21 protein-coding genes and 1 riboswitch are annotated in these 25,495 nt (G+C 50.9%); of the genes, 13 read left to right on the forward strand and 8 right to left on the reverse strand.

What is annotated here, in order from left to right; genetic code table 11:
* The 8 genes from Q1B04_RS09010 (at position 1) to Q1B04_RS09045 (ending at position 8,665) form a co-directional block, all read left to right on the forward strand.
* Positions 1-1,533, forward strand: a complete 1,533-nt coding sequence (locus Q1B04_RS09010; RefSeq protein WP_299758306.1) for a sulfatase — start codon at positions 1-3, stop codon at positions 1,531-1,533.
* Between the two features lie 23 nt (positions 1,534-1,556).
* Positions 1,557-2,684: a formylglycine-generating enzyme family protein gene (locus Q1B04_RS09015; protein WP_299758309.1), complete on the forward strand. Its 1,128-nt coding sequence runs from the start codon at positions 1,557-1,559 to the stop codon at positions 2,682-2,684.
* Positions 2,685-2,688: 4 nt separating this feature from the next.
* Positions 2,689-4,458, forward strand: coding sequence for a family 43 glycosylhydrolase (locus tag Q1B04_RS09020; RefSeq protein WP_299758311.1), 1,770 nt, complete (start codon positions 2,689-2,691; stop codon positions 4,456-4,458).
* Positions 4,459-4,577: 119 nt separating this feature from the next.
* A complete protein-coding gene (locus Q1B04_RS09025; protein ID WP_299758313.1) occupies positions 4,578-5,372 on the forward strand; it encodes a prolyl oligopeptidase family serine peptidase in 795 nt (264 codons plus the stop codon).
* A 275-nt stretch (positions 5,373-5,647) separates the two neighbouring features.
* Complete coding sequence (locus Q1B04_RS09030; protein ID WP_299758314.1) at positions 5,648-6,109, forward strand: thioredoxin family protein; 462 nt, start codon at positions 5,648-5,650, stop codon at positions 6,107-6,109.
* A 59-nt stretch (positions 6,110-6,168) separates the two neighbouring features.
* Positions 6,169-7,224 carry an FAD:protein FMN transferase gene (locus Q1B04_RS09035; protein WP_299758317.1) on the forward strand — a complete coding sequence of 352 codons (1,056 nt, stop codon included), beginning with the start codon at positions 6,169-6,171 and terminating at the stop codon, positions 7,222-7,224.
* A gap of 17 nt (positions 7,225-7,241) precedes the next feature.
* Positions 7,242-7,460 carry a DUF4266 domain-containing protein gene (locus tag Q1B04_RS09040; RefSeq protein WP_299758320.1) on the forward strand — a complete coding sequence of 73 codons (219 nt, stop codon included), beginning with the start codon at positions 7,242-7,244 and terminating at the stop codon, positions 7,458-7,460.
* Between the two features lie 20 nt (positions 7,461-7,480).
* Entirely contained in the window at positions 7,481-8,665 is a 1,185-nt protein-coding gene (locus Q1B04_RS09045) for a DUF3570 domain-containing protein (protein WP_299758322.1), read from the forward strand.
* Between the two features lie 60 nt (positions 8,666-8,725).
* Here the strand turns inward: Q1B04_RS09045 and Q1B04_RS09050 are convergent, their stop codons facing one another.
* From Q1B04_RS09050 to Q1B04_RS09075, 6 genes are all read right to left on the reverse strand, one after another.
* Positions 8,726-10,123, reverse strand: coding sequence for a nucleotide pyrophosphatase/phosphodiesterase family protein (locus Q1B04_RS09050; protein ID WP_299758324.1), 1,398 nt, complete (start codon positions 10,121-10,123; stop codon positions 8,726-8,728).
* Entirely contained in the window at positions 10,068-11,351 is a 1,284-nt protein-coding gene (eboE, locus tag Q1B04_RS09055) for a metabolite traffic protein EboE (protein ID WP_299758326.1), read from the reverse strand. Before eboE ends, Q1B04_RS09050 begins: the two co-directional genes overlap by 56 nt.
* 58 nt (positions 11,352-11,409) lie before the next feature.
* Complete coding sequence (locus Q1B04_RS09060) at positions 11,410-12,588, reverse strand: 3-dehydroquinate synthase (protein ID WP_299758328.1); 1,179 nt, start codon at positions 12,586-12,588, stop codon at positions 11,410-11,412.
* A gap of 70 nt (positions 12,589-12,658) precedes the next feature.
* The gene (gene eboC / locus Q1B04_RS09065; RefSeq protein ID WP_299758330.1) at positions 12,659-13,561 is read right to left on the reverse strand and encodes a UbiA-like protein EboC; all 903 of its coding nucleotides are present in this window, start codon (positions 13,559-13,561) and stop codon (positions 12,659-12,661) included.
* A gap of 3 nt (positions 13,562-13,564) precedes the next feature.
* Positions 13,565-14,506 carry a TatD family hydrolase gene (locus tag Q1B04_RS09070; protein WP_299758333.1) on the reverse strand — a complete coding sequence of 314 codons (942 nt, stop codon included), beginning with the start codon at positions 14,504-14,506 and terminating at the stop codon, positions 13,565-13,567.
* Positions 14,507-14,617: 111 nt separating this feature from the next.
* Positions 14,618-15,514, reverse strand: coding sequence for an EboA domain-containing protein (locus tag Q1B04_RS09075; protein ID WP_299758336.1), 897 nt, complete (start codon positions 15,512-15,514; stop codon positions 14,618-14,620).
* 531 nt (positions 15,515-16,045) lie between these two features.
* On the opposite strand from Q1B04_RS09075, the gene Q1B04_RS09080 reads away from it, so the two are divergent.
* Positions 16,046-16,315 (forward strand): hypothetical protein, encoded by a 270-nt coding sequence (locus Q1B04_RS09080; RefSeq protein WP_299758339.1) that lies wholly within the window; start codon positions 16,046-16,048, stop codon positions 16,313-16,315.
* A gap of 43 nt (positions 16,316-16,358) precedes the next feature.
* Here Q1B04_RS09080 and Q1B04_RS09085 read toward each other — a convergent pair whose 3' ends face one another.
* Together Q1B04_RS09085 and Q1B04_RS09090 are read right to left on the reverse strand one after the other, a co-directional pair.
* Positions 16,359-17,021 carry a hypothetical protein gene (locus tag Q1B04_RS09085; RefSeq protein WP_299758341.1) on the reverse strand — a complete coding sequence of 221 codons (663 nt, stop codon included), beginning with the start codon at positions 17,019-17,021 and terminating at the stop codon, positions 16,359-16,361.
* A gap of 141 nt (positions 17,022-17,162) precedes the next feature.
* Positions 17,163-19,658 (reverse strand): TonB-dependent receptor, encoded by a 2,496-nt coding sequence (locus tag Q1B04_RS09090; RefSeq protein WP_299758344.1) that lies wholly within the window; start codon positions 19,656-19,658, stop codon positions 17,163-17,165.
* A gap of 554 nt (positions 19,659-20,212) precedes the next feature.
* Positions 20,213-20,315, forward strand: a riboswitch (SAM riboswitch).
* 440 nt (positions 20,316-20,755) lie between these two features.
* On the opposite strand from Q1B04_RS09090, the gene Q1B04_RS20005 reads away from it, so the two are divergent.
* From Q1B04_RS20005 to Q1B04_RS20015, 4 genes are all read left to right on the forward strand, one after another.
* Entirely contained in the window at positions 20,756-22,183 is a 1,428-nt protein-coding gene (locus Q1B04_RS20005; RefSeq protein WP_366524658.1) for a nitrite/sulfite reductase, read from the forward strand.
* Between the two features lie 12 nt (positions 22,184-22,195).
* Positions 22,196-22,930, forward strand: coding sequence for a hypothetical protein (locus Q1B04_RS20010; RefSeq protein ID WP_366524659.1), 735 nt, complete (start codon positions 22,196-22,198; stop codon positions 22,928-22,930).
* A gap of 103 nt (positions 22,931-23,033) precedes the next feature.
* Entirely contained in the window at positions 23,034-23,870 is an 837-nt protein-coding gene (gene cobA / locus Q1B04_RS09100; protein ID WP_299758347.1) for a uroporphyrinogen-III C-methyltransferase, read from the forward strand.
* A gap of 15 nt (positions 23,871-23,885) precedes the next feature.
* The gene (locus tag Q1B04_RS20015) at positions 23,886-25,415 is read left to right on the forward strand and encodes a TSUP family transporter (protein ID WP_366524660.1); all 1,530 of its coding nucleotides are present in this window, start codon (positions 23,886-23,888) and stop codon (positions 25,413-25,415) included.
* Positions 25,416-25,495 lie beyond the last annotated feature (80 nt).

Here is a 25,495-nt window from a genome sequence, read left to right on the forward strand (position 1 = left end):
ATGGAGAATCTGTATACGCTGAGAAAAGAAATGCTTTGCCTGCTGGTGCTGCTGCTGTGGCTGCCCCTGGCGCAGGTAAACGCACAGAAAAAGAAGCAGGCGCAGGCCAAGCCCATGAACGTGATTTTTATACTTAGTGATGACCATAGGTATGATTTCATGGGATTTATGGGAAAGGTGCCGGAACTGGAAACACCCAACATGGACCGCATGGCCAAAGAAGGAGCGCATCTTCAGAACGCTTTTGTGACCACTTCGCTTTGCTCGCCCAGCCGCGCCTCCATACTTACCGGCCAGTACGCTCACAACCACGAGATTGTAGACAACAGTGCACCGCTGCCGGAAGGGCTGATTTTCTTTCCGCAGTACCTGCAGGAGCAGGGCTACCAGACGGGCTTTTTCGGTAAGTGGCACATGGGCAACACCGACGACCAGCCGCAGCCCGGCTTCAACCAATGGATCAGCTTTAAGGGGCAAGGCGTCTATTACAACCCTACCTTTAACATCAACGGCAAGGAAGTAAAGCAGCCGAAAGGCAGCTACACCACCGACCTGCTGACAGATTATACTTTGGAATGGCTGAAGAAACGCGATAAGAGCAAACCATTTTTCGCTTACCTCTCGCACAAGGGCGTTCACTCAGAATTTATGCCAGCTAAACGCCACGAGGGCAAGTATAAAGATATCGAAATTGTGAGCCCGCCCTCTATGTACCTCACCGCCACCGACTCAAGCAAGCGCTACGGCAAAGTGCAGGAGCCTCAGGGGCCGGTAAATGTGCGCGATATACCGAAGTGGGTGAAGGCGCAGCGCAACAGCTGGCATGGCGTGGACGGCATGTATGACGGCGACATTAAGTTTGATGATTTTTACCGCCAGTACCTGGAAACGCTGCTGAGCGTGGACGAGAGCATTGGCCGTGTGTTGGACTGGCTGAAGAAGGAAGGGTTGGATAAAAACACCATGGTGGTGTACATGGGCGATAACGGCTTCCAGTTTGGGGAGTTAGGCCTGATTGATAAGCGCGACGCCTACGAGGCATCTATCCGGGTGCCGCTGCTTGCCCGTGCGCCCGGCCTGATAAAGCCTGGTACCAAGGTGGAGCAGATGGTGCTGAACGTGGACATCGCCCCGACCATCATGGAGCTAGCCGGTATGGAAAAGCCGGCACAGATGCAGGGCAACTCCTTTGTGCCGCTGCTACAGGGCCAGCAGGTGCCATGGCGAGATAAAATCTATTACGAGTATTACTGGGAGTGGGCTTTCCCACAAACGCCTACCATTTTCGGAATTCGCACAGACAAGTATAAGTACATCTACAACCACGGCGTTTGGGATATTAACGAACTCTATGATATCCAGGCTGATCCGGAGGAGATGAACAACCTGATCCGTAACCCGGAGTATGAGAAAATTGCCGGCGAGCTGAAGGCAGACATGTGGAACTGGCTGGAGGCTACAAATGGCCTGCAGATCCCACTCAAAAATGTGCCATACAAGCGCATCGACCTGCCTTACAAACAGACTTACTAAACATATAAAACTAACTGCGTATTTTGAAGTGCACCCACGCCTATTTTCTATTGGCAGCTATACTTTACCTGCCGTCTTGCCACACAGGCAGCCCGGATGCAGAAGCCACGAAGTACGCTGCTGCCGATACTGCTAGTGTTGCCTCCTGCCACGATGGTATGCCTTCGCGCTTTGCCAGTGCGGAGGCGCCGGTGGTAGCGCAGGTAAAAGAACTGTCGCATGAAGGAATGGTATGGATAGAGGGCGGCACTTTCGGAATGGGAGCAACAGACGAGGAGGGGAGGCCTGACGAGTATCCGCAGCACCAGGTGAAGGTGGATGGATTCTGGATGGATGCTACCGAGGTAACCAATGGCCAGTTTGCCGATTTTGTGGAAGCCACGGGCTATGTTACTACCGCCGAACGCGCCCCTGATTGGGAGGAGTTAAAGAAGCAACTGCCTGCCGGTACGCCCAAACCACACGATAGTCTATTGGTAGCCGCTTCTTTAGTGTTTACGCCGCCAGTGCAGCAGGTGCCGCTGCAAAACCCGGGGCAGTGGTGGAATTGGCAAAAAGGAGCCAACTGGCGACAACCACAGGGCCCGGGCAGCAGCATCAAAGGCAAAGAAAACCACCCGGTAGTGCAGGTTTCCTGGGATGATGCGGTGGCTTACGCAAAATGGGCCGGCAAGCGCTTACCAACCGAAGCGGAGTGGGAGTATGCGGCTCGTGGCGGGTCCAAAAATCAGCTGTACCCCTGGGGCAACGAGACTGTGGAGGCAGGCAAACCTAAAGCAAATACCTGGCAAGGCACTTTTCCAAGTATAAATACCGGCTGGGACAAGTATAACGGACTGGCCCCGGTGAAAAGATTTGCCCCTAACAAGTATGGCATGTATGATATGGCAGGCAATGTATGGGAATGGTGCGCTGATTGGTATGATGCAAACTATTATAAAAACTTAGCGGCGCAGGCAACAGAAAACCCAAGCGGCCCTGCCAGGAGTTTTGATCCGCAGGAGCCATCGGTGCTGAAGCGCGTAGTGCGCGGAGGGTCTTTTATGTGCCACAGCAGCTACTGCAAAGGCTACCGTGTCACGTCCCGCATGAAATCATCGCCAGACACGGGGCTGGAGAATACCGGTTTCAGATGTGTGTCCTCAAAATAAATGTATGAAGTATAGCTACAGCAACATCAGAAGTATAAAGTTTAAAGTAGGGCGACAGGCTATAACGGCCGGGCTTATACTTTGGCTGCTGAGCTTTGCGGCAGTGGCGCAGGAGCAGCAAACGTACTGCAACCCCATCAACATAGATTATACTTACAGCATAGTGCACGCCAGCCGCGGCTGGTCTTTCCGTTCGGGCGCCGACCCAGCCGTGGTGCCTTTCCTGGGAGAGTACTACATGTTTGTTACCCGCTCGCAAGGCTACTGGCACTCAAAAGATTTACGCCGCTGGGAATTCGTCAGGCCGCAGAATTGGTATTTTGAGTCGTCTAACGCGCCGGGTGCCTGGCCTATGGGCGATTCGGTTCTACTCGCGCTCGGGAATCCGGCTTCCGCACAATCAGTAATATATACTGATAACCCGAAGGTGGGCACTTGGCGGGGAGCACCGTCTGTTTTGCCGCTCACGCTGCACGACCCGGCGCTTTTTATGGATGATGACAAGCGTGTTTACCTTTATCATGAGTCCTCTAACACGCATCCGCTGCAGGGGGTGGAGCTAGACCCGAAACACTACTTTTTACCGAAGGGCAAAAATAAAAAACTCATCACCTTAGACCCCGAAAAGCACGGCTGGGAGCGCTTCGGTGAAAACCATACGAATACTACAGCCGGTTACCTGGAAGGCGCCTGGATGACAAAGTATAACGGCAAATATTACCTGCAATACGCTGCGCCCGGTACGCAATGGAATGTGTATGCCGATGGTGTTTATACTTCTGATGCGCCGCTTGGCCCTTTTACCTATCAGGAGTACAGTCCTTTTTCTTACAAACCAGGAGGTTTTATCAGGGGAGCAGGCCACGGTAGCACAGTGCAGGACCCATGGCAAGGCTGGTGGCATTTCGGTACGATGGTGGTAGGCATCAATTTTAATTTTGAGCGCCGTATCGGGCAGTTTCCGGCTGACTTCGACAAAGACGGTCAGCTTTACGCCAACACTGCTTACGGCGACTACCCGCATTACCTGCCATCGGCGGAGAATAAGAAGCGCGAAAGTTTATTTACCGGCTGGATGCTGCTGTCTTACAAAAAACCTGTGAAAGCCTCTTCGATACACGAAAACTATGCACCGGAAAATGTGGTGGATGAAAGTATAAAAAGCTTCTGGGTAGCCCAGACAAACAAGCCTGAGGAGTGGCTGCAAATTGACCTGGAGCAAGCAAGCGAAGTATACGCCGTGCAGCTAAACTACCACGACTATAAATCAAACATCTTCGGGAAGCCCGATACGCTCTACCACCAGTACCTGCTGGAATATTCGTTGAATGGAAAGGAGTGGAAAACATTGGTGGATAAACGGCAGAACAAGCAGGATGTGCCTAACTATTATGTAGAGCTGCCCCAGCCGCAGAAAGCGCGCTATATCCGGTTTACCAATTACCATGTGCCAACGCCAAACTTGGCTATTTCCGGGTTACGCGTTTTTGGGAAGGGAGCAGGGAGAAAACCTGCAGCTCCTGCTAAATTCAGCGTAGTCAGGTCAGTAGACAGGCTGCAGGCAAAGCTGGCGTGGCAACCGGTAAAAGGGGCGCAGGGCTATCATCTGTACTATGGCATTGCGCCAGATAAGCTGTACAACTCCATTATGATTTACCAGGAGACGAAGTATGATCTGAATGCGCTCAATGCAAATCCTGCTTATTACTTCTGTGTAGAGGCATTCAACGAGAACGGGATAAGTAAGAAATCTCCCATCATAAAAGCTGAATAATATTAAACGAGAAGCGTGCGCACATACTTTCTATTTCTGGTACTCCTGTAAAGGCATGCTCAAATAAACAGAAGCAATTTAAGAGCGGCTTAACTACAACGAATTAAAAGCAATACTATATGAAGAACCATACCTTTCAAATATTGGCACTGCTGCTGTTACTGCTGGCAAGCATAAGCACGCAGGCGCAGGGCGAGCTGGATGCCTACGAGCGAAAAGTATACACCAAAGGAAATGATACGCTGCCTTACCGCATCCTGTACCCAAAGGGCTTTAACCCATCCAAAGAATACCCGCTGGTGCTGGTTCTGCACGGAGCCGGCGAGCGCGGCGATGACAACGAGTCGCAGCTGGTGTATGGGGCAAAGCGCTTTTTAGAGGAGCAGGAGCAGTTTCCGGCCATTGTGGTATTCCCGCAGTGCCCCAAAGACAGCTACTGGTCTAACGTAGACATTGTGCAAGACGAAAGCGGGAAGCGTACATTCAACTTTCAGGAGGGCGGCAAACCTACCGAGGCAATGCATAGCTTGATGGGCCTGCTAAAGCAGTTGCGCAAAAGCGGCAATGTAGCTAAAGACCGCGTGTACTTGGGAGGCCTTTCTATGGGAGGCATGGGCACCTTCGAGTTGCTGCGCCGCAAGCCCAGAACCTTTGCGGCTTCTTTCCCGATATGTGGCGGCGGTGCACCCGAGAGCGCTAAGAAGTATGCCAAAAAAGTAGAAAGCGTCTGGATTTTTCATGGTGAGGTTGATGGCGTAGTGCCGGTGGAACACTCACGCGTAATGGCGGGCGCCTTAGAGAAAGCAGGCGCAGACGTGAAGCTGACCGTCTACCCGGGCGTAAACCACAACAGCTGGGATTACGCTTTTAAAGAGCCAGAGCTGCTGAAGTGGCTGTTCTCACAAGTTAAATAAGAATCATTTTAGTACGCTGCCTGGCAGCATAGGAATTTATCTCCAGGAAAGGGGTAGAAGTTTCTTCTACCTTTTTTTATGCCCAAAAGAGTAGGAGGCACGTTATATATTTCTTTACAATTGGAGGATGCTGTATTTGGCTTATAAAACGCATGGTTTGTGCTACTAAAAGCGTTATTCCGGGCGTTACTTTTGTTACTCAGTTAATTTATAGCATCGTTTTTGCCATAGTATGGGTGTAGCACCCGCTGCTAAACCCAAAAAACAAAAACCTTATGATGAAGCAACTAATTCTAACCATATTCTTTGGCTTGGCCTTAACCTTTGGCGCAAACGCACAAACTGCTGGCTCCGATGCCTGGACGGTAAACTTTGAGGCCGCAGCTGCAAAGGCAAAGGCAGAGCATAAACCTATTTTGATGGTGTTTGCCGGCTCGGACTGGTGTAAGCCCTGCATTATGCTGCGTAAGGAAGTATGGGAATCAGAGCCGTTTAAGAAATATGCCAACAATAACCTAGTGCTGCTGGAGCTCGACTTCCCTAGGCTGAAGAAAAACCAGTTACCGGCAGAGCAAACCAAGCAAAACGAGGCACTGGCTGCCAAGTATAATCAGTCAGGCGAGTTTCCGTTAGTTGTCCTGACGGATGAGAATGGCAACGTAATCGCCAAGACAGGCTATAAAGCCGGCGGACCCGAAAAATATATTGAACACCTGAAATATATCCAGAGAAAATAAACCACAAGCCCACTCCACAGCCGAGTGGGCTTTTACGTTATACTTAGTTTTAAGGTGATATGGCGCAACGCGTTTTTATACTTTTAATGATCTGCTGGGCCGCGCTAAACACCGCGGCGGCGCAGCGCTTGCCTACCAAGGAGCCAAAGGCGCAGAAAAAAGTATTGCTGCTGATGGGCACCCGTTTTGAGTTGGCCGCCGTTAGCCGCGACGAGCAGAAAGCCTGGGAAGCCATTGATGCCGGCATCAAGGAAATACAGCGCATCGAAGCCCTGATCTCAGAGTGGCAAAATACGTCCCAAACCAGCGAGATAAACCGGAATGCCGGCATTAAACCCGTGGTGATCGATCAGGAACTATACGACCTCATCAGCCGCAGCAACCGCATCTCCGAGATGACGGGAGGCGCTTTTGATATTTCCTTTGCCTCGATAGACAACGTATGGAAGTATGACGGGAGTATGAAAAAGGAGCCAAGCCCGGAGCAGGTGGCCGCCTCAGTTTCCAAAATAAACTATAAAAACATCATCCTGAATTCACAGGACCGCAGCGTTTATCTGAAAGAACCAGGCATGAAAATAGGCTTCGGGGCGATAGGGAAGGGCTATGCTGCCAACCGTGCCCGCGATGTGATGCGCGAAATGGGCATACAGGGCGGTGTGGTAAATGCTGCCGGCGACCTGGTAACCTGGGGCAAGCAGGCCGATGGCCAATCGTGGTACGTTGGCATTGCCGACCCAGCCGAAAAAGACAAGGTTTTCTCGTGGCTCACCGCCGATAATACAGCCGTCGTGACATCGGGCAACTACGAGAAGTATGCAGAGATCAACGGGAAGCGTTATTCCCACATCATCGATCCGCGTACAGGTTACCCGGCCTCCGGGCTTAAAAGCGTAACAATTGTTTGCCCAAACGGCGAACTGGCCGATGCCTTGGCAACAGCCGTATCGGTGCTGGGCAAAGACGAGGGTTTATACTTGATAAACCAGCTGAAAGGAGTGGCGTGTTTGCTAATTACCGATGCCGATGAGGTGATTACTTCCGAGCGGATGAACCTGCACTACTATCAGAATAAGAAAAAGCATGCTGCGCCTGCCACTAGTGCAGTGCATTAACCGTATTTGGAGTATCTATGGAAAAATACAGAATCATACTTGCCTCCTGCACGCTGATGGTGCTGCTAAGCAGTTGCGAGGTGGTAAAGCCCTATCAGAAAGCCTACCTCAACGAGGAGGAAATGAAATTAAGCGCACGCAAACTGGAGGCGTTTGAGGTGAACTTTGAGTCGTACCGGGAGGGCACTTCCGGGGCAAATGGTGGTAAAGTGGGAGGAGGTTGCGGATGCAATTAGGGTATAAATTCTTAGGGTTTATGGCAGCCTTTGCCATGGCCTCTGTAAGCGGTTTCGCACAGAACACCGCCCCACGATCCGGTAGACGCGTGCAGGAGTTGCCTCCGGCTGATGTTAACATTCTGGCCAGTTATTACAGCCAGGACGGTACGCACTCACCGGTTACAGGCGGCATTGGTACAGAAGAACTGACGGATGTGACGCCGACCATCATTGTGAACGTGCCGTTGGATACGGTAACGAACCTGCTCGTCAATTTCGGGATGGATTTTTACTCCTCAGCCTCTACCGATAATATCGATTATAACGTTTCTTCGGCCTCCAGCTCCGATACGCGCACGCACATAAACGTAGGCCTGAGCCGGCGCAACAGCCTGAACCGCACCACTAAAAGTATAACGATCGGCGGCTCCACGGAGTATGATTACCAGTCGTTTTCGCTGGCAGGCAGTTGGGCGCAGGAGTCCCGTGATGGTAACCGCGAGGTGAGCTTTGCCGCGCAGGTTTTCTTCGATACCTGGTCGCTGATTTACCCGATTGAATTGCGTGACAGGGGCGAGCTGGTGGATACGGATAAGCGGCAGTCTTATAACTTCTCGGCTACGGTGGCGCAGGTCATCAACAGGCGTTTGCAGGCTTCTTTGTCTGCGGATGTGGTGTACCAGACGGGCCTGCTTTCTACCCCTTTCCATAGGGTGTATGTGCAGGAGCAGGAAGAGGCTCTGGTAGAGCAGTTGCCGGATAGCCGCCTGAAATTCCCGATCGGCGTGCGCGCCAACTATTACCTGAGCGATCTGCTTACGGCCCGCATGTTCTACCGCTTTTACGTGGATGACTGGGGCATTTTGGGCAATACCGTGGAGGTGGAGACGCCGTTTAAGATGGGACCTTTCTTCTCGATCTATCCGTTCTACCGCTTCCATACGCAAACCGCCGCCGATTATTTTGATGTATACAAGCAGCACTCGCTTAGTCAGGAATTTTATACTTCGGATTACGACCTCTCGGACCTGAGCAGCCATAAAGTTGGCTTGGGAGTGCGCTACTCGCCTTTATTTGGTGTGGCTACCTTTGGCCTGCCGTTCAGCAGCCACAATACCAAGCTTAAAAGTATAGAACTCCGCGCCTCACAGTACTGGCGCAGCGACGGCCTCAAAGCCTTTCTGATCAGTACGGATCTTGGCTTCACGATCCCTTCAGAATAAAAATAAAAACGCCCTGCGATGCTGCATCACAGAGCGTTTTTAGCAAGAGGGGGTTTATACTCAGGCAATAAACACTGGCTCGGGTTTGGGTATTTGCAGGTGCTCCAGTATGATATCAAACACACCCACAGCCTCTACTTCCTTCGGGATTTCCGGTTTATACTTTGTCAAGAGGATGGGCCACTCGCTTTTGTCTTCGGGGATGCGGCCATGCGATCCTTTGATCAGGGTGGCATCCAGCGGAATAATATCCAGCACGGTTCTGAAACCCAGCTTTTTGCGCAGCAGCTTGCTGGCCACCAGCGGCAACGGGAATTTTATTTTCGGGTCGATGAACATCTCTACCGGGTCGTAGCCGGGCTTTTTATGGATGTCTACCATGCGGGCATAATCCGGGGCTTTTTTATCATCGAGCCAGAAATAATAGGTAAACCAGGCATTGGCTTTGGCCACCACCACCAATTCGCCGCAACGCTCATGGGCCAGCCTATACTTGTAACGGTCTTTGCCAGATAGCACTTCTTCCACACCATTAACCTGTTGCAGCAGCTCTTTCACCGCAGGTATGTTGGCGGGGTCTTTCACGTAAACATGCGCTACCTGGTGGTCGGCTACGGCGAAGGCATCGCTCATGGCCATGTCGAGCAGTTCTGTGCCGCGCTCCACGCGCACGTTTAAGTAGCCTTGCTTGCGCAACACACGGTTCAGGTGCACAGGCTGGTTCACATCCGAAATCCCATACTCTGACAACACCATCACCTGCGCACCTTTAGCCTCATAGTAGCTGATCAGGTCGCCGGCTACAGCGTCAATCTCCTGCAGGTCTTTGGCAATGCGCGGGTCCGATGGGCCGAGGCGCTGCAGGTTGTAGTCGAGGTGGGGCAGGTAAATAAGCGTGAGCGTAGGGTTGTACAGCTCGTCTGTAATCTTGCTGGCATCGGCAATCCACTTACTCGACTTGATGGAGGTTTTCGGCCCCCAGTAGTTAAACAACGGAAAAATGCCCAGTTTCTCCTGCAGTATGTCGCGCAGCTCGGCAGGCTGTGTATAGCAATCAGGAAGCTTGCGGCCATCGGCCAGGTATTGCGGGCGCGGCGTTAAGGTATAGTCGGCGGAGGTGTTCATGTTGTACCACCAGCCCATGTTGGCTACCGTAAAGTTTGGGTCGGCAGTTTTGACTACTTCCCATACTTTGGGTGCCTGCACCAGCTTGTTCGACTGTCGCCATAGTTTCACCTCGTCCTCATCCCTGAAATACCATCCGTTGGCTACAATACCATGCTCTTCGGGCCACTTGCCGGTGAGGTACGTGGACTGGGCCGTGCAGGTAACGGCGGGCAATACTGGTTTTATACTTGTTTGCTGTGCTTTGGCAGCCCACTTGGCCAGTTGCGGCGTGTGCTTACCTATCAGCGATGGGGTGAGTCCTACTATGTCCAGAACTACTGTTTTCTGCATCGTTTGTTTTGTTGATATGCTCCAGTACCCACTCCAGCTCACGCCGAATGGATTCATGTATGTCTTTTTTCAGGTCGTTTGGCAGTACATCCCAGGTATAAGTTTCTACCTCCAGGTGGGCTGTAACTTCTTTTTGCTGCAACAGCTTTAGCACTTCTACAATATCCTCCTGCGTAGACTGCAGCCCGTTGTACTCTTGCGTAAACAACGGCACATGAAAGTGCGTGCGCCACTCAATAGCGTTAGGTTTGCGTATGTGCTGCAGGGCAAAGGTAAGGTCAGGGTACTGCGTAAGTTTTCCGTCTACATCCTTTTCCACTACCTGGTGCAGGTAAGTGTCTTCAGCAAACGAGGCCATGGTTTCGGCAATTGCGCCGCGTGTTTCCACATCTTCGGGCAGGGCGGTTTTAAGGGCGGCGCTGAGTTGTATCTTCCCGATCTTGATACCGGCATGCCTTAACTTGGCAAAAGCTTCGGCCGGTTTTTCGTAGGCTAGGGCAAAATGGCAAACATCGTAGCACAGCTGCAGGTGCTTGTAAATGGCCGAACTCGCCTCTTCTTTGGTCAGGTTAAGTTGCTCCTGCAGGTATCGCTCACCAACAGGCACCAGCCATTCCTGGAAGTAGTTTATAACATCTTTGGAATTTTCCAGCAGCCCGTCCGGCTCCGGCTCAATATCAATATGGATGGTTTTACTTGTTTCCTGCTTCAGTTTCAGCAGCTCGCCTACCAGTTTTGCCAGGTTAAGTGTGGCTTGGTTGTATACAGATTTCACCTTCTGGTCATCTTCTTCCATCAGCCAGGGCTTGTAGGAGAGGGGAGAGGTAGAAATTCCGCCTTCTATGCCGTCTGGCAGTAGCTCAGCCAGGATACGGGCTAAGTTAACAGTATAGTTCAGCCGCTCAGCGGTTGTCCAGTCGGGGCTGTGCACTTTATCTTTCACCGCCTGATGGTGAAAACCGCCGTACGGAAAGCCGTTCATAGTGAAAACATACAGCTCCTGCTCCTGAAGCCAGTTTTTTAACTCCTGCAGCTGGCCCTCTTTTTCCAGCAATTCCATGCTGGCCTTGTTAGAGAGGCGCAAACCTATTCCTAGTGGTTCGTTAGGGGATATTTGCTGTTTTAGAGGAGGAAAGTATGTTTTCAGATTTTGGAAAACCTCACTCCAGCCTTCGCCGGGGTGGATGTTGGTGCAATAAGTAAGATGATACCCTTTATCCAGAAACATGTTCAGGTCTGTTTAGTAAGACATCCGCAGCATAAACTTTAGGCTGCCGTATCTATGTTTATACTTGCGGGAGCGCTTGAGGTTGGTACTTTTTCTGTAGATAATCTACCGCCTGCTGCACCAGTTCTGTATCTATCTCGTGCACCTCCTGCCCCTCGCCCAGTTTCCGAAGCAGCATAATAGTTAATTCACCGCCCAGATGCTCTCGGAACTCGCGCAGACCCTGCACCACGGCCAGCTGCCCGTTTGCCTCCTGTTGCGCCAGCTCCGGCACAAACAATTCAAAGCCCAACTCCTGCAGCAGCTCCAGCACATTATCGCGTTCTGCGGCGCTTATCATACCTTGCAGCTGCGAGTAAACCACATCCAGGGCAATGCCAATGGCTACGGCCTCACCGTGCCTCACTTTATACTTGCTAAGTTGCTCCAGCTTGTGTGCCGCCCAATGCCCAAAGTCCAGCGGCCGCGAGGAGCCCATTTCAAAAGGGTCCAGGCCGCCGATATGCTCTACGTGCAGCTCGGCACAGCGGTGAATAAGTTGTTGCATAGCATCCATGTTACGGTTAGCCAGTTTTTGGGCATCGTGCTTTATACTTTGGTAAAAGCTGATGTCTTTGATCAGCGCAACTTTTACGGCCTCTGAGATGCCGGAGCGCCAGTCGCGGTCTTCCAGCGTCATCAGAAAGTCACTGTCATTGATCACGGCAAAAGGAGGTGCGAAAGTGCCCAGGAAGTTTTTCTTGCCAAATGCGTTCATGCTGTTTTTAACGCCAACACCGGAGTCGTTCTGAGAAAGCACCGTGGTTGGGATGCGGATGTGGCGGATGCCGCGGTGGGCAATGGCGGCTGCAAAACCGGCCAGGTCAAGTATGGCTCCACCGCCGATGGCAATTAAATAGGAGTGTCGGCAAACACCAAACTCATTGATAGCGGCTAGTAAGGTTTGCAGGTGCTTCGGGTCATTTTTCGCTTCCTCTCCGCCTGGCAGCACCACCGGGTTGGCTACTAGCTGCAGCGTATCGGCGTATGCCAAAGTATAACCTTGTAGCTGCTCTAGCAGGTGCGGGTGCGCCTCGGCTACTCCGCTGTCTATCACGAACAATACTTTACGCGGAGTTGTGGCTTTATCCTGCGCCAGCAACTCAGGCAGTAACGTGTTCTCCGGCTGAAACAAGCCTTCTGTAAAGTATACCCCATACCTGAACGGTACTGCAAAATTCTGTTCTATCGTCTTCATATCCGGGGGCAATTAAAATAAGTAGTGTTTGATTAGGTTGACAGTATACGGGCTTCGTAACATAAGGTGATCAGGTAACCGCAAAGCTTTTGGCAATGTAAATGGAGACGGGCAGCAGCAGCAGCACAACTAAACCATACTGCCAGCCCGCAAAGCCAGCCGCTATACTTGCGTTCATCACAATCAAGGCCAGAATTCCAGCCTTCACCGCCTTTATGATCAGCTTCGGCTCCTTAGCCGGCATGGCTTTGATAAGCGGAGGGAAGATGAGAAACGCGAACAGCAGCAGGAAAGGCAGGCTATACAGCAGGTTAAACTGCGGCAGCAACTCCAGGCTCATGATGCCGGCAAAAACTAAAGCATACATTAGCGCAGCGCCTTTCAACGCTGCCGTGTTGCCGCCATGTACCTCACCACGGCTTACCATAGTGATGGCCGCAATGTATACGATAGGGATAAGCGAGATGAACCATAGCTCTGCCACAGCGGCAGGTATGGCACTAACGCCAAGCAGCAGGTTACCGCCCCGGCAGGCCCCCATATTTATAGGTCCAAGCAGTGATTGGTGCTTGCCTTTCCAATCGTAAAGGAGGGCGAGAAGGGCTATGGCTAGCGCGATAGCTGCACTCACTGCAGAAACCTGCCAAGCCGCTATAATTCCGCCAAGCAAAAGTACGGCGCCAAGTATGGCTGCACCGGCAACCGTTGCTTTCCCGCTGGGAATAGGTCGCTCCGGGCGTTCCACCCGGTCCAGGTCGGCATCGAACACATCGTTAAACACCACGCCACCGCCATACAGACCAATAGTGGCCAGTACCAGCCAGCCCAGTAAGTGTAAATTTCCAACTTCAAATCCGTTCTCCCACAGCTGTAGCAGCGCACCCGAAGCAGCGTAACCAAGCATAATATCCGCGATAGCAGTTACAATGTTGGCCGGACGCATCAGGCGCAGGTAAGCTCCTAATTTACTCATGTCTTAGCGTACTATGTTTGAATCCATCTGGCCAGTGGCGCTTACTTCGCCAACCACGGGTGTCTGTCCGCCTCGCAGCACAGAGTTGTCCGAAAATTTCTCGCGCTGGTCTACATTAGTGCCCTGTAGCCAATCCGACTCATGCATTTGGCCGCTTTTACCAAAAGAATCGAGTGCGTTCTGGTAACAGGTTTTGCGCACATCCTCTATACTGATGCCGCGCTCCAGCATCAGGGAAGCGGTTTTAGGCACAGAAAGCGGGTCGCTTACACCCCAGTCAGCAGAGCTGTTGACGATAATACGTTCTGAACCGTACTGCTTCACGATTTCCACCATGCGCTCGTTACCCATTTTGGAGTTTGGATAAATGGTGAAAGCAGCCCAGAAACCTCTGTCCAGCACGTCTTTCACGGTTTCTTCGTTGTTATGGTCTATCACCACCATATCCGGTGCGATGCCGTGCTCTAGGCATACTTCCATACTTTTAATGGTACCAGCTTTTTTGTCGCGGTGAGGCGTGTGTACCTGTACCGGCATGTTTACCTCTTTGGCCAGCTCCAGTTGCGCCCTAAAGTACTTGTCTTCGATAGGTGTCTGGTCATCATACCCGATCTCCCCAATGCCTACTACGCCTTCCTTGCAAACAAACAGCGGCAGCAGCTCCATTACCTGCTCGGCAAGCGCCTCGTTGTTGGCCTCTTTGGAGTTCAGGCCGATGGTGCAGTAATGCTTAATACCGAACTGGCTCGCCCGGAATCGCTCCCAACCCACCAGGCTGCTAAAGTAGTCTTTAAAAGAACCGGGCTCCGTACGTGGCTGGCCCAGCCAGAAAGCCGGCTCAATGATGGCCACAATGCCTGCCTGCCGCATGCGCTCGTAATCGTCGGTGGTGCGGGAGGTCATGTGGATGTGCGGATCGATGAGCATGAGGTTCTGCGTGTTCATATAGTAAAGTATAAGGATTGGAATTTGGGTTAAACGTAGTATAACAGAAATAAGTGCCTGACTGCGAAGCTAAAGTACGAGCTGCAGTTAAAGCAAAAGTCTGAACTTGTGTTAGTTGAGTTGTAAGTTTCGGGTGCCGATAAGGTTCCAGGTTATTTCGCCGTCCTCGACACGAGCTTTTAGCTGCGGGTGCGCGTCGAGCAGTTCTCTGGCGCTGCTGCTGCTGCTTTCTGAACAGGCAAGTGCGGCAGCCAACTGTTCCAACTCATTTGGTTGCGAGAACAGTTTTTGGATATCAGCCAGTATAGCCTCGTTGATAAACGGCCCAACCGGGCGCCAAAGCTCCGGCGAAACCGGTCGTCCGGCAGCCCAACGCTCATGCGCATAGTCGGAGAGGATGCGGGCTAGCTTGACATTTCTGCGTTTTTCGATGCCGTAGATGCGGAAGATCGGCTTGCCTACAAAAAGCGTTTTCAGTACCATGTTGTTCCAGGCGTCCTCCTCCATATAGTCGGCAGGGTAAGGGTTATCCAGTGCAACGGCCTCAAACACATCGCCCATGTTTGTTCGGAAGCCTTCGGCGGCGCGTCCACGGAACAGCTCTGGGTGCGGCAAAAGCGGAAGGGCAGCATACAGTGCTACCAGTTCGCCCATATCTGCTGTGTTAAACAGTGTTTCAATCTGTTCTTTGAAAGCTTGGCCATCTTGGTGGGGCAACGAAAGTATAAGCATTGTACGGGCAGCCTGGGCAGCATTCCAGCGGCCAGGGTCAAAGCCAGGGCGAATCTGCTGTGCCGTAGCATGGTCATGCTGCGTGAGGTGCAATGGCGCCTTGCCCACAAAGCGAGGCGCCGCGCTGAAAGCCAGGTAAAGGTCTTTCGGCTGTGCGGCACCGGAGGCTATCAGCTCTGTTTTTTGTGTAAGCCATGCCAGCCCTTGTGTAGTGGTGCTGCGCTCCAAAACTTCTTTTAAAAACGTAGTAGTTGCGTAGATATCTGCCTGGTACACGTGTTATTGGGGTTTAAGTAGTAAAACTAAAAAGCATAAACTGCCTTAACTCCGGCAACTCTATTTATTCTGCCTGGTTTCTTCCGGCTCACAGTGCAAAAAAAGTAAGGCCGAAATGAAACTTGTTAAAAGCATAAAACGCTATATAGTTATGCTGCTATTTTTGTTACTGTATTTACGGTAGTAGTTGTAGAAGGTTAGCCCAGAATCAAACCTTCCGAATATTATCCAAGCTTTTATTTGTAGGAGTAACATAAATTAAAACTTGAGTGCTTTCTAAACTGAGCTTTAAAGTATAAGGCACAATTAGGAGGTAAAGGAATGATGTAAAGTTGCTTTGCGCAGAAGTGGCTTTACCTAGCATCAAGAATTCCTAGCATCAGTAATTTTAAAATAATGGAATCTAAAGTGGTTGCGTTCGCACTATTTTTAGCTGCTTTCACCCAAATCTGTTAAATTATTGTGTTATTCTTTATAATATTTGAACTATAAAGGATTGCCCCATGTAGTTGCTGTAGAAGCTTAAATACTATGAAAGAATTAGAAAGAATCGAAAAAGGACTTAAGAAAAGCAACACGCTGCTGTACAAGACTGATGACAAAGGACTAGCCTGTTCTTTTGTAAATGGGGGCCTTGTTGTTGATTCGTTTGTGATTGAAGATGGTGTGATTGCTGATGCGTTGACCAAGAAAGGCATGAACGGCATAGTGGAAGGAACCAATTTTAACATGCTGCGCAACAACTACGACTGGTTTTCACTCCACGTGAAAACGAAAAAGCTTTATGAAACCCTCAAGTGACAAAAAGCAGCCGGCCGGCTGCTTTTTCGATTTTACACTCTTTTTATACTTTTAACTGCTCTGGCCGCTTCTCAGTGAGGGCATCCCGCAGCTTGACAAAAACAGAAAGCGAAATCTGGAAGACCGGACTCAAAATAAGAGTATAGAGAAATGTAACGATGTGCACAGGCCCGCCCAGCAGGAACCCGATTATTAAGATAATACTTTCAACGGCAATTCGCGCCTGGCTAACTGATAGTTTAGTACGATCTGAAATCGTGAGCATAAAGCCATCGCGCGGGCCTGCACCAATACCGCCCGCCACATATAAGCCACCCGCCAAACCGATAATAAGTATGGCTAACAACAGCCACGCATAATCGAACCAGGTATGGCTTGCCTCCGGAAGTATGTCTAGCCACAGGAAAAAATCCATGAAGGGGCCTATCAGCAAAGCATTGAGAAATGTGCCGATGTTAATGTATTTCCGGCTGATGGACAGCGAGACAAGTATAACTGCCATTCCCACAATGACGCTCCAGGTGCCGATGCTCCAGCCGAATTTATCTGACAGGGCCACATTGAGCACATCCCATGGGTGCAAGCCCAGGTGCTGAATCTTTACGGCAATAGCAATGCCCAAGCCAAACAGCATCAAGCCCAGGAAAAAGAAAGTATAATGTATTACCCAGTTGCGCAGGGTATCAGATTTTGTAGACAATGCCATACTGCAAGCTTAAGCAAATCTGCCGATACTGTTGCCTCACTTCAACAAAAAACCGGGTGCTGCTGATAAAAAAATCCCCGCCATTGGTGGCAGGGATTTCCGGTAGATAAAGTAGCTAGGTAGTAGTAATATTTTTGAAGCTTACATGCCGCCGGCTCCGCCGTTGCCGTCGCCTTGCTTGGTATCGTCGTTGCGGATGCTGCGCTTGCGGCGTGGTTTCGATTTCTCCATTTTGCCGAAGCGGTAATCGAAGGTGACACGGGCGCCACGGTTATAGTTGTTGATGCGCATACGCTGCGTAAAGTCGATAGCCTCTACGTCATTGTTCATCTTCAGGCTCTTACGGAACGGGTTGTCTAGGCCTACGCTTAAACCGCCTTTGCCCTCAAACAGCTCTTTCTTGAATGCCAAAGTATGGTAAGAGAAGGAAGCAAAGCGGCCTTGCAGCTGTACTCTGCGGGAGTTGAAGCCACCGTTAAACTGGGCGCTGAAGCCTTTGCCAAAGTCGTAAGAGGTGTTACCGTTGATATTGTACATCCAGCCGCTGTTCTCATACTGCGAGCTCTTCAGGTCTACAAAGTAGATGTTGGAGCTGCCGCTAACAGACCATGCTTTTACCGGTTTAACAGATCCATACAAGCTTATGCCATAGGTCTTGTTCTCTGCTACGTTCGCAAAAGTCAGGATAGTGTTATCGCCCTCTAACTGCGGCACCGTTTCTATGGCGTTGTTGGTTTCGCGCATGTATAAGTTGGCACTGATAGAAGATGTTTTAAAGTAGGTGCTGTAACCCATTTCAAACAGGTTGGTCAGCTCTGCATCCAGGTATGGGTTGCCGCGTACCACTGTGCCCGGTGCTTGCTCCTGGTCAAAAGGGTTCAGGTAAAATAGCGACGGACGCTGGATTCGCTGTGTAAAGTTAGCTTTTAGCGTATGCTTCTCCTTTAAAGTATAAGACAAAGCCACACTCGGGATCAGGTTGTTATAACTGTCGGAATAAGTAGTTCTTCTAAAGCCACCATCTGCTAGTACCTGAACGTAGTCGCCTTCAATCTCGGTTTGCTCAAAGCGGGCGCCTACTTTTACATTCACTTTTTTAACGGCAAAGCCATAGGTGAAATAAGAGGCATACACATCTTGGGCATAGTCAAAATTCAGGTTGCTGCTGTTTTCATCCACAAAGGTGATGCTGCGGTAAAAGCCATCACTTTCAACATCTCTGAAAATGGTTTTGGCACCAAGCTCCAGGTTGGTCTTGTTCTCGAACGGGTGCATGTAATCCGCCTGGAAGGTAAGCTCGTTGTTACCGCCATCGTTGGTGTTGCGCTGCAGGTAGAACGGTAGCTGGCCGTCAGTATAGCGGTCTTGGTAGTTGCGGGTGTCGGTGTCGGTCATGGTGTACTGCGACAGAATAGCCAACTCGTGCCCTTGCTTGCCGAAGGTATGGATGAAATCCAGGTTCACATCAGTGCCCAATCGTTTGTTTCTGTTTTCGATATCCGTGTTGTACGTATAAGCAGGGTCTTCCACGCCTCCCTCTGTAAGAAACTGCGTCTGGTCGTTCTGCATCTTAAACTCACCACCATTGCGGCGCACGCCACCGGAAAGGCTGTTCTTGGCGTTAATATCATAATCAAAGCCGAGCTGCGCATTCATAAACGCTCCACGGATTTCGGTATCACCGTACTGCTCCCGAATTCTTCTTGTCTCTTCCGGGTCGTTAAAAGCAGTGATGTTGCTCATGTCGCCGTGGTTGTAGAAATGCACTCCGCTGGCGCTGGCGTTAATGCCCAGTTTGCCACGGCGCACATTCAGGCTGCCGTTGCCGTTGCTGGCGCGGGTACCGGCTGTTGCGCTAACAGAACCGCTTATGCCTTCCAGGCCGCTGTCTTTTTTGGTGATGATGTTGATGATACCGGCCGTGCCCTCAGCATCATACTTGGCCGAAGGGCTGGTAATCACCTCCACGGTTTTAATCATATCAGCCGGAATCTGCTTGAGGGCATCGGCCACGCTGCCCGCCATGATAGACGAAGGTTTGTTGTTGATGAGCACGCGAACGTTACCACTGCCGCGCAACTGCACGTTGCCGTCTGTGTCCACGCTCAGCGAAGGTACTTTCTGCAGCACATCGGCGGCGTTGCCACCTGCGTTGGTAATGTCTTTCTCGGCGTTGTATACGGTGCGGTCAATCTTTTCTTCCACCAGAGGCTTTTCGCCGGTAATAACCACTTCGCTCAGTTTTTGGGCATCCGATGCCAGTGAAACAGTACCCACATTCACCTCCGCGTAATCAGAGGAAACAGTTACGTTCTCCACTGCCTGCTGCTGATATCCCAGAAAAGAAACATTGAGTTTATACTTGCCAACCCCTACTTTCTGGATTGAAAAGCGCCCTTTGTCATCGGCCATGGTGCCATCTATGGGCTTGCCTGTGCTTAGGTTGATGAGTGCCACAGTGGCAAACTCTACCGGCTGCTTTGTTTCGGCATCCAGTACCACGCCACTTATTTTAGCGTTGCCTTTCGGGCTAGCCATGGCTGCTTGCTGCTGTTGCGGCCTTGCCTGTTGCGGTGCCTGTGCTAATGCTGCCGTGGTGCTCAGCCCCAGCAGGATCAATAGTATATTCTTCTTCATAGTTTTTGTATTTTGGTAGTAGGTTGGCTTTGGTCTGTAAAAATCTTCATAATCGCTTTCTCTAGTTCCTCACATTACAAAGTAACATTGGATATTTGTACTGCTAAAACAGAATATACCAATGCTCTGCATTTCTATATGAAGAGGCACTAGCAGACGATAAGTAGTTGGAAGCAAGATATAGCGATTTGGTCGGGAGAAGGCAGAAAAGGGGGGATTTGCGGCGCAAATATCTGTTCATAGCCTTCATGCTTCTTTGCAGCCGATTTTCATTATTCAGTTGCCTTACAAGAGATTTGTGATTGTAATTAATCAGCTGTTTCAGAAATTTATAAGCCTTAGCTACTGCTCTAAGTTAATTTGCCTGAAAGTATAGATTAGTTTAGACAAGCCTTTGAATAAGTTTTAACGCCCGAATAAGCCGTCTTTCAAGTGTAAAATTAGTTGCGAGCAGCATGGGAGGAAAGTATAAAATCTAAAAAAAGTAGCTGCTGTTTATCCTTCTTTCCAGATCTCTTACTACATTTGCCTTGAATACGATTGCTAACGCAAGAGATTTATAGACGAAGAGGCGAGAGAACAGGCTCCCTGACCCTCTGGCAACCATCCGCTTCGGAAAGGTGCCACATCCTGCCCAACCAAGGGAAAATATAAATAGAAAATCCATGAGCACACCACACTTTATATTTGCACCCGGAAGCAGCATATCTTTAAACGCTGTAGCTTTCTTTCCTGCCGCCGCTTCTAAAGCGATGTGTTGTTGCTGTTGTTTCTGCTAAGAGAAACCCCATTCCTTTTTTGGCCATTAGTTCCTGAGCTGTGCCTGCCGCAGTTTTTGGCCTTATCTCTCTTTTTTATTAGATGCCGGTTGCCTGGAAAGGTGAAGTTATACTTTCTTTTTTAGGCGCTGGCGCACAGCAACTTGGTATGCGCACAGCACCACATTCATACGTTCGTCCAATCAATTTTTCAGCTGCGGCTCGTGCTGCGGTAGCTTCTTCTTACATGCCAGCCTGCTGTTGTTGTAGCCAGCCTGCCGAGGTCATGTGTGCCCGCTAAGGTTTCTCCCATACTTCTATACCTATACCTCATCACGCATGCTAAAGCGCGTGGTTGGGGGAATATATTTTCAGAACAGGAGCCGCTCCGGCGGTTATCCAAGCCATACCAATACCATGCAAAGTTTCAGAACTGAACTAGAAAACCCGCTTGTAGAAAAGGATATTATCGAGCTGGAAAAGAAAATCCGGCTCTACCGCGAAGGCAAGCTTCAGGAAGATAAATTCAAGAGCCTGCGCCTGGCGCGCGGGGTTTACGGCCAGCGGCAGCTGGGGGCGCAGATGGTGCGTATCAAACTGCCGTTCGGCAAACTGACTACCCAGCAGTTGCTGCGTATTGCCGCCATCTCCGACGAGTACGCAACAGGCAATCTCCACCTGACCACGCGCCAGGATATCCAGATCCATTACGTGAGCCTGGACCGCACCCCCGAGCTTTGGGCCAAGCTGGAGCAGGACGATATTACCCTGCGCGAAGCCTGCGGCAACACCGTGCGCAACGTGACGGCCTCGCCCGAAGCTGGCATCGACCCGAACGAGCCTTTCGAGGTGTCGCCGTACGCGGATGCTACCTTCCGCTACTTCCTGCGCAACCCGATTTGCCAGGACATGGGCCGCAAGTTTAAAATGTCGTTCTCGTCCAGCAACTCAGATACGGCCCTTTCTTACATGCATGACCTGGGTTTTATACCTAAGATAAAAGACGGTGTGCGTGGCTTTAAAGTGATGATTGGCGGCGGATTGGGAGAACAGCCAGCACTGGCGCATACCGCTTTTGAGTTTCTTGCTTATGATCAGGTAATTCCTTTCATTGAAGGCGTGCTGCGCATTTTCGACCGCTACGGCGAGCGCAACAACCGGAATAAGGCGCGCTTTAAATATCTGATCGCGAAGCTGGGGCTGGAGGAAGTGCTGCGCCTGGTTAACGAAGAGTATAAAGCGCTCAAATCGCATAGTTTTCCGGTGGATCAAAGTATAGATTTTACGCCTGCACCGCCGCTTGCCACCGAAACACCGGACTTCGTGATCGAGGACACCGACAAGTATGAAAAGTGGTTGAAAACAAACGTGTTCCGGCAAAAGCAGGAGGGATATTTCGGTATTTACATAAAAGTGCAGATAGGCGATATCAGCAGCGATACGGCCCGTGCGTTGGCGCCAATGGTGCAAGGCTTTGCGGCCGATGAGCTGCGCGTAACACAAGGGCAGAACCTGCTCCTGAAATTTGTGCGTGAGGAGGCTTTGCCATACTTCTTTGCAACACTGGATGCACTTGGCCTTGCCGAGCCCGGTTTCAACAGCCTCTCCGACATCACAACATGCCCGGGCAACGATACCTGTAACCTGGGCATCTCAAACAGTACCAATATCACCAAAGTGCTGGAGCAGGTTATCGTTTCTGAATATCCGCAGTTGCTCTTTAACACCAATATCAAAATAAAGATAAGCGGCTGTATGAATTCCTGAGGACAGCACGGCATGGCCAACCTGGGTTTCCATGGGTCGTCGTTGAAAAGCGGGAAAAGCGTGGTGCCAGCGCTTCAGGTGCTGCTGGGCGGTGGAACTGTGAACAACGGCGAAGGGCGCATTGCGCAGAAACTGCTGAAGGTGCCAAGCAAACGAGGTTCCGAGGTGCTGCGTTATGTGCTGAACGATTATCTGACAAACAAGCAGGAAGCCGAGCGATTTAACGCATACTATGACCGCAATGGCAAGGATTATTTTTACCAGCTGCTCAAGCCGCTCACAGACCTAAGCACGCTAACACCGGATGACTTTATTGACTGGGGCCACGAGGCTGGTTTCCAGCCGGCGATTGGAGTAGGCGAGTGCGCCGGGGTGATGATAGACCTGGTAGCCACGCTGCTGTATGAGGCTGACGAAAAGCTGGAGTGGGCCGGAGAAGCCTTTAAGAAGCAGCGTTTTGCTGACGCGCTATACTATGGCTACGCTGCCTTTGTGAGTACTGCTAAGGCGCTGCTGCTGGATAAAAACGTGAGCACCACCACGCAGCACAGCATTTTACAGGAGTTTGATACGCATTTTGTAGAAACCGGCACCTTCACCTTCGAGTCTGATTTTAAGAGCAAAGTGCTGGCAATAAACAAGCAGGAACCCTCTGAGGCTTTCGCACAGGAGTACCTGAGCCAGGCGCTGCTGTTCCTGCAACACGCCACCCGCTACAGGCGAGAGACAAAGTATGTGAATGAGTAATTGGGTGCATGTGTGAATAGGTCTTGCACAGATTTATTTAGCCTCCATCTATCATCAATTATTCACGCAATCACTCATTCACGCATTCAATACTAAAATGATCATGGCATCAAGAAGAAAAGAAATAGGAAGTGCGGCCGGAAAGGCGTTGAGCGCAGCAAAATATAGTGTACCAAAACTGACACTGGTAGGAACGGGCCCCGGCTCTGAGGACCTGATTACGCTGAAGGGAGTAAAGGCGCTGCAGCAGGCCGATGCCATACTTTACGATGCGCTGGTAAATCCGGAGCTGCTAAAGTATGCCCCCGCTGATGTGCCAAAGATTTTTGTGGGCAAACGTGCCGGGGCGCACCATCTTACGCAGGAGGAGATTAATAACCTGATTGTAGATTTTGCCTTTACCTATGGGCACGTGGTGCGCCTGAAAGGCGGCGATTCCTTTGTGTTCGGGCGCGGCTACGAAGAACTGGTCCATGCCGATACGTTTAACATCCAGACGCAGGTAGTGCCGGGCATTTCCAGCGCTATTGCGGTGCCGGAGCTGCAGCAGGTGCCTCTTACGGTGCGCGGCGTAAACGAAAGCTTCTGGGTGATAACCGGGACAACCAGCTCAGGCGTAATCTCGGCAGACGTGGCGCAGGCAACCCAAACAAACGCGACGGTGATTATTTTAATGGGAGTGAGTAAGCTTGCGGAAATTTCGGAGATCTTCACCGCGGCCGGCAAAGCCGATACCCCTGTTGCTGTTATCCAAAACGGTTCGCTGCCCAACGAAAAGATAGCGCTAGGCAACGTGAACAACATTGTGGCGCGGGTGGCAAGCAAAGGCGTTGGCGCACCGGCCATTATCGTGATTGGGGAAGTGGTAAATTACCACCCGGCCCTGCGCTATACCCTGGCGCTGCAACAGCAGCAAGAGCTGGTTTCTGAGCAAGTATAAAGTAGAGAAGTATAAATGAGTGATCTAAAAGGAGGCGATACGTTGTCCCCGATACCAGCCGCAAAACCTGCCGCCGACTCAAACCCGCTGTTCCCTGTATTCCTGAAGCTGGAGGAGTTGCAAACCCTTGTGGTGGGCGGCGGAACCGTAGGCTTGGAAAAGCTTTGGGCTATACTTGCCAATAGCCCAAAGGCTGGCGTGCGCCTGGTTGCCCCCGAAATTCATGTGGATATCTGGGCGCTGGCGGCAAAGCACCCGCAGGTGGAGTTAGTGGTGCGCGAGTTTCAGGAGGAAGACCTAGAGGCAAAGGACCTTGTGCTGGTTGCAACGGATGATAAGCTAATCAACAAGGCTATCCGTGACCTGGCCAAATCCCGGAAAATACTTACCAATGTAGCCGATACGCCGCAGCAATGCGATTTTTATCTGGGTTCTGTGGTGCAGAAAGGCAGCCTGAAACTAGGCATCTCTACAAACGGTAAATCTCCCACGGTGGCCAAGCGCGTAAAGGAAGTGCTAAACGAGGCCTTTCCGGAGGAGATAGACCAGGTGCTTAGCAAAATGGGGAAGATACGGGAGCAGCTGCACGGCGATTTTGCTGCCAAGGTAAAGCAACTGAATGAGTTGACCGAAGGCCTGGTAGGCGAAGCGCCTAAAAAGAAACCCCGCGTTAACCTTACGTCCGTGCTTGTTGCCGTTTTCTCGGCCATTGCCCTGATGGTAACGGGCCACCTGCTTTTTACCTATATTCCGTTTCAGACTATCGGGAATGCTGCCATGGATGTGGCCGGTCAGGTTGATTCCGACATTCTGATGTTTATACTTGCCGGTTTTGTGGCACAGCTAATTGATGGGGCTCTCGGGATGGCCTACGGCGTAAGCGCGACAACCTTTTTGCTAAGTGTGGGCGTGAGCCCTGTGGCCGCCAGCGCGAGTGTGCACGCCTCCGAGATTTTTACCTCCGGCGTGTCAGGTTGGATGCACCTGAAGTTTGGGAACGTGAACAACAAGCTCTTCAAGAACATTGTGCTGCCAGGCGTACTGGGTTCCATACTTGGGGCTTACCTGCTTTTTAGTTTCGAGGAGTACCTATATGTTATCAAACCACTCGTGGCGGGGTATACCTTGGTGTTGGGCATACTTATACTTCGGAAAGTGCTGCGCAAGAAAGTGAAGAAAAAGCCCGTGAAGCGGCTCGGCTTTCTGGCAACGGCAGGCGGTTTTCTCGATGCCATCGGCGGTGGCGGCTGGGGGCCAATCGTATCCTCCACGCTGATTGCCAAGGGGCGCAACCCTATGTATACTATTGGCTCGGTTAACCTGGCGGAGTTCTTCGTGTCTATTGCCAGCTCAGCCACCTTCATTACGTTTGCCGGTATTTCGCACTGGCAGGTTATACTTGGGCTTATACTTGGCGGCTCCATCTCGGCACCCATAGGGGCCCGGCTGGCACGTAAACTGCCTGTCAAAACCATGATGATCATTGTAGGCATCGTTGTCATCATCGTCAGCCTGCGGTTAATTGTAATGGCACTGCCTTTTTAATTAAGAGGCTGTTTTGATTTGATTGAATAAAAAAGCAGGTGCCGGTTGTTCAGGTAAGAAAAGTTTGCAGACTTATGACT

It is taken from the genome of uncultured Pontibacter sp., assembly GCF_947495565.1.
Taxonomy (GTDB): domain Bacteria; phylum Bacteroidota; class Bacteroidia; order Cytophagales; family Hymenobacteraceae; genus Pontibacter.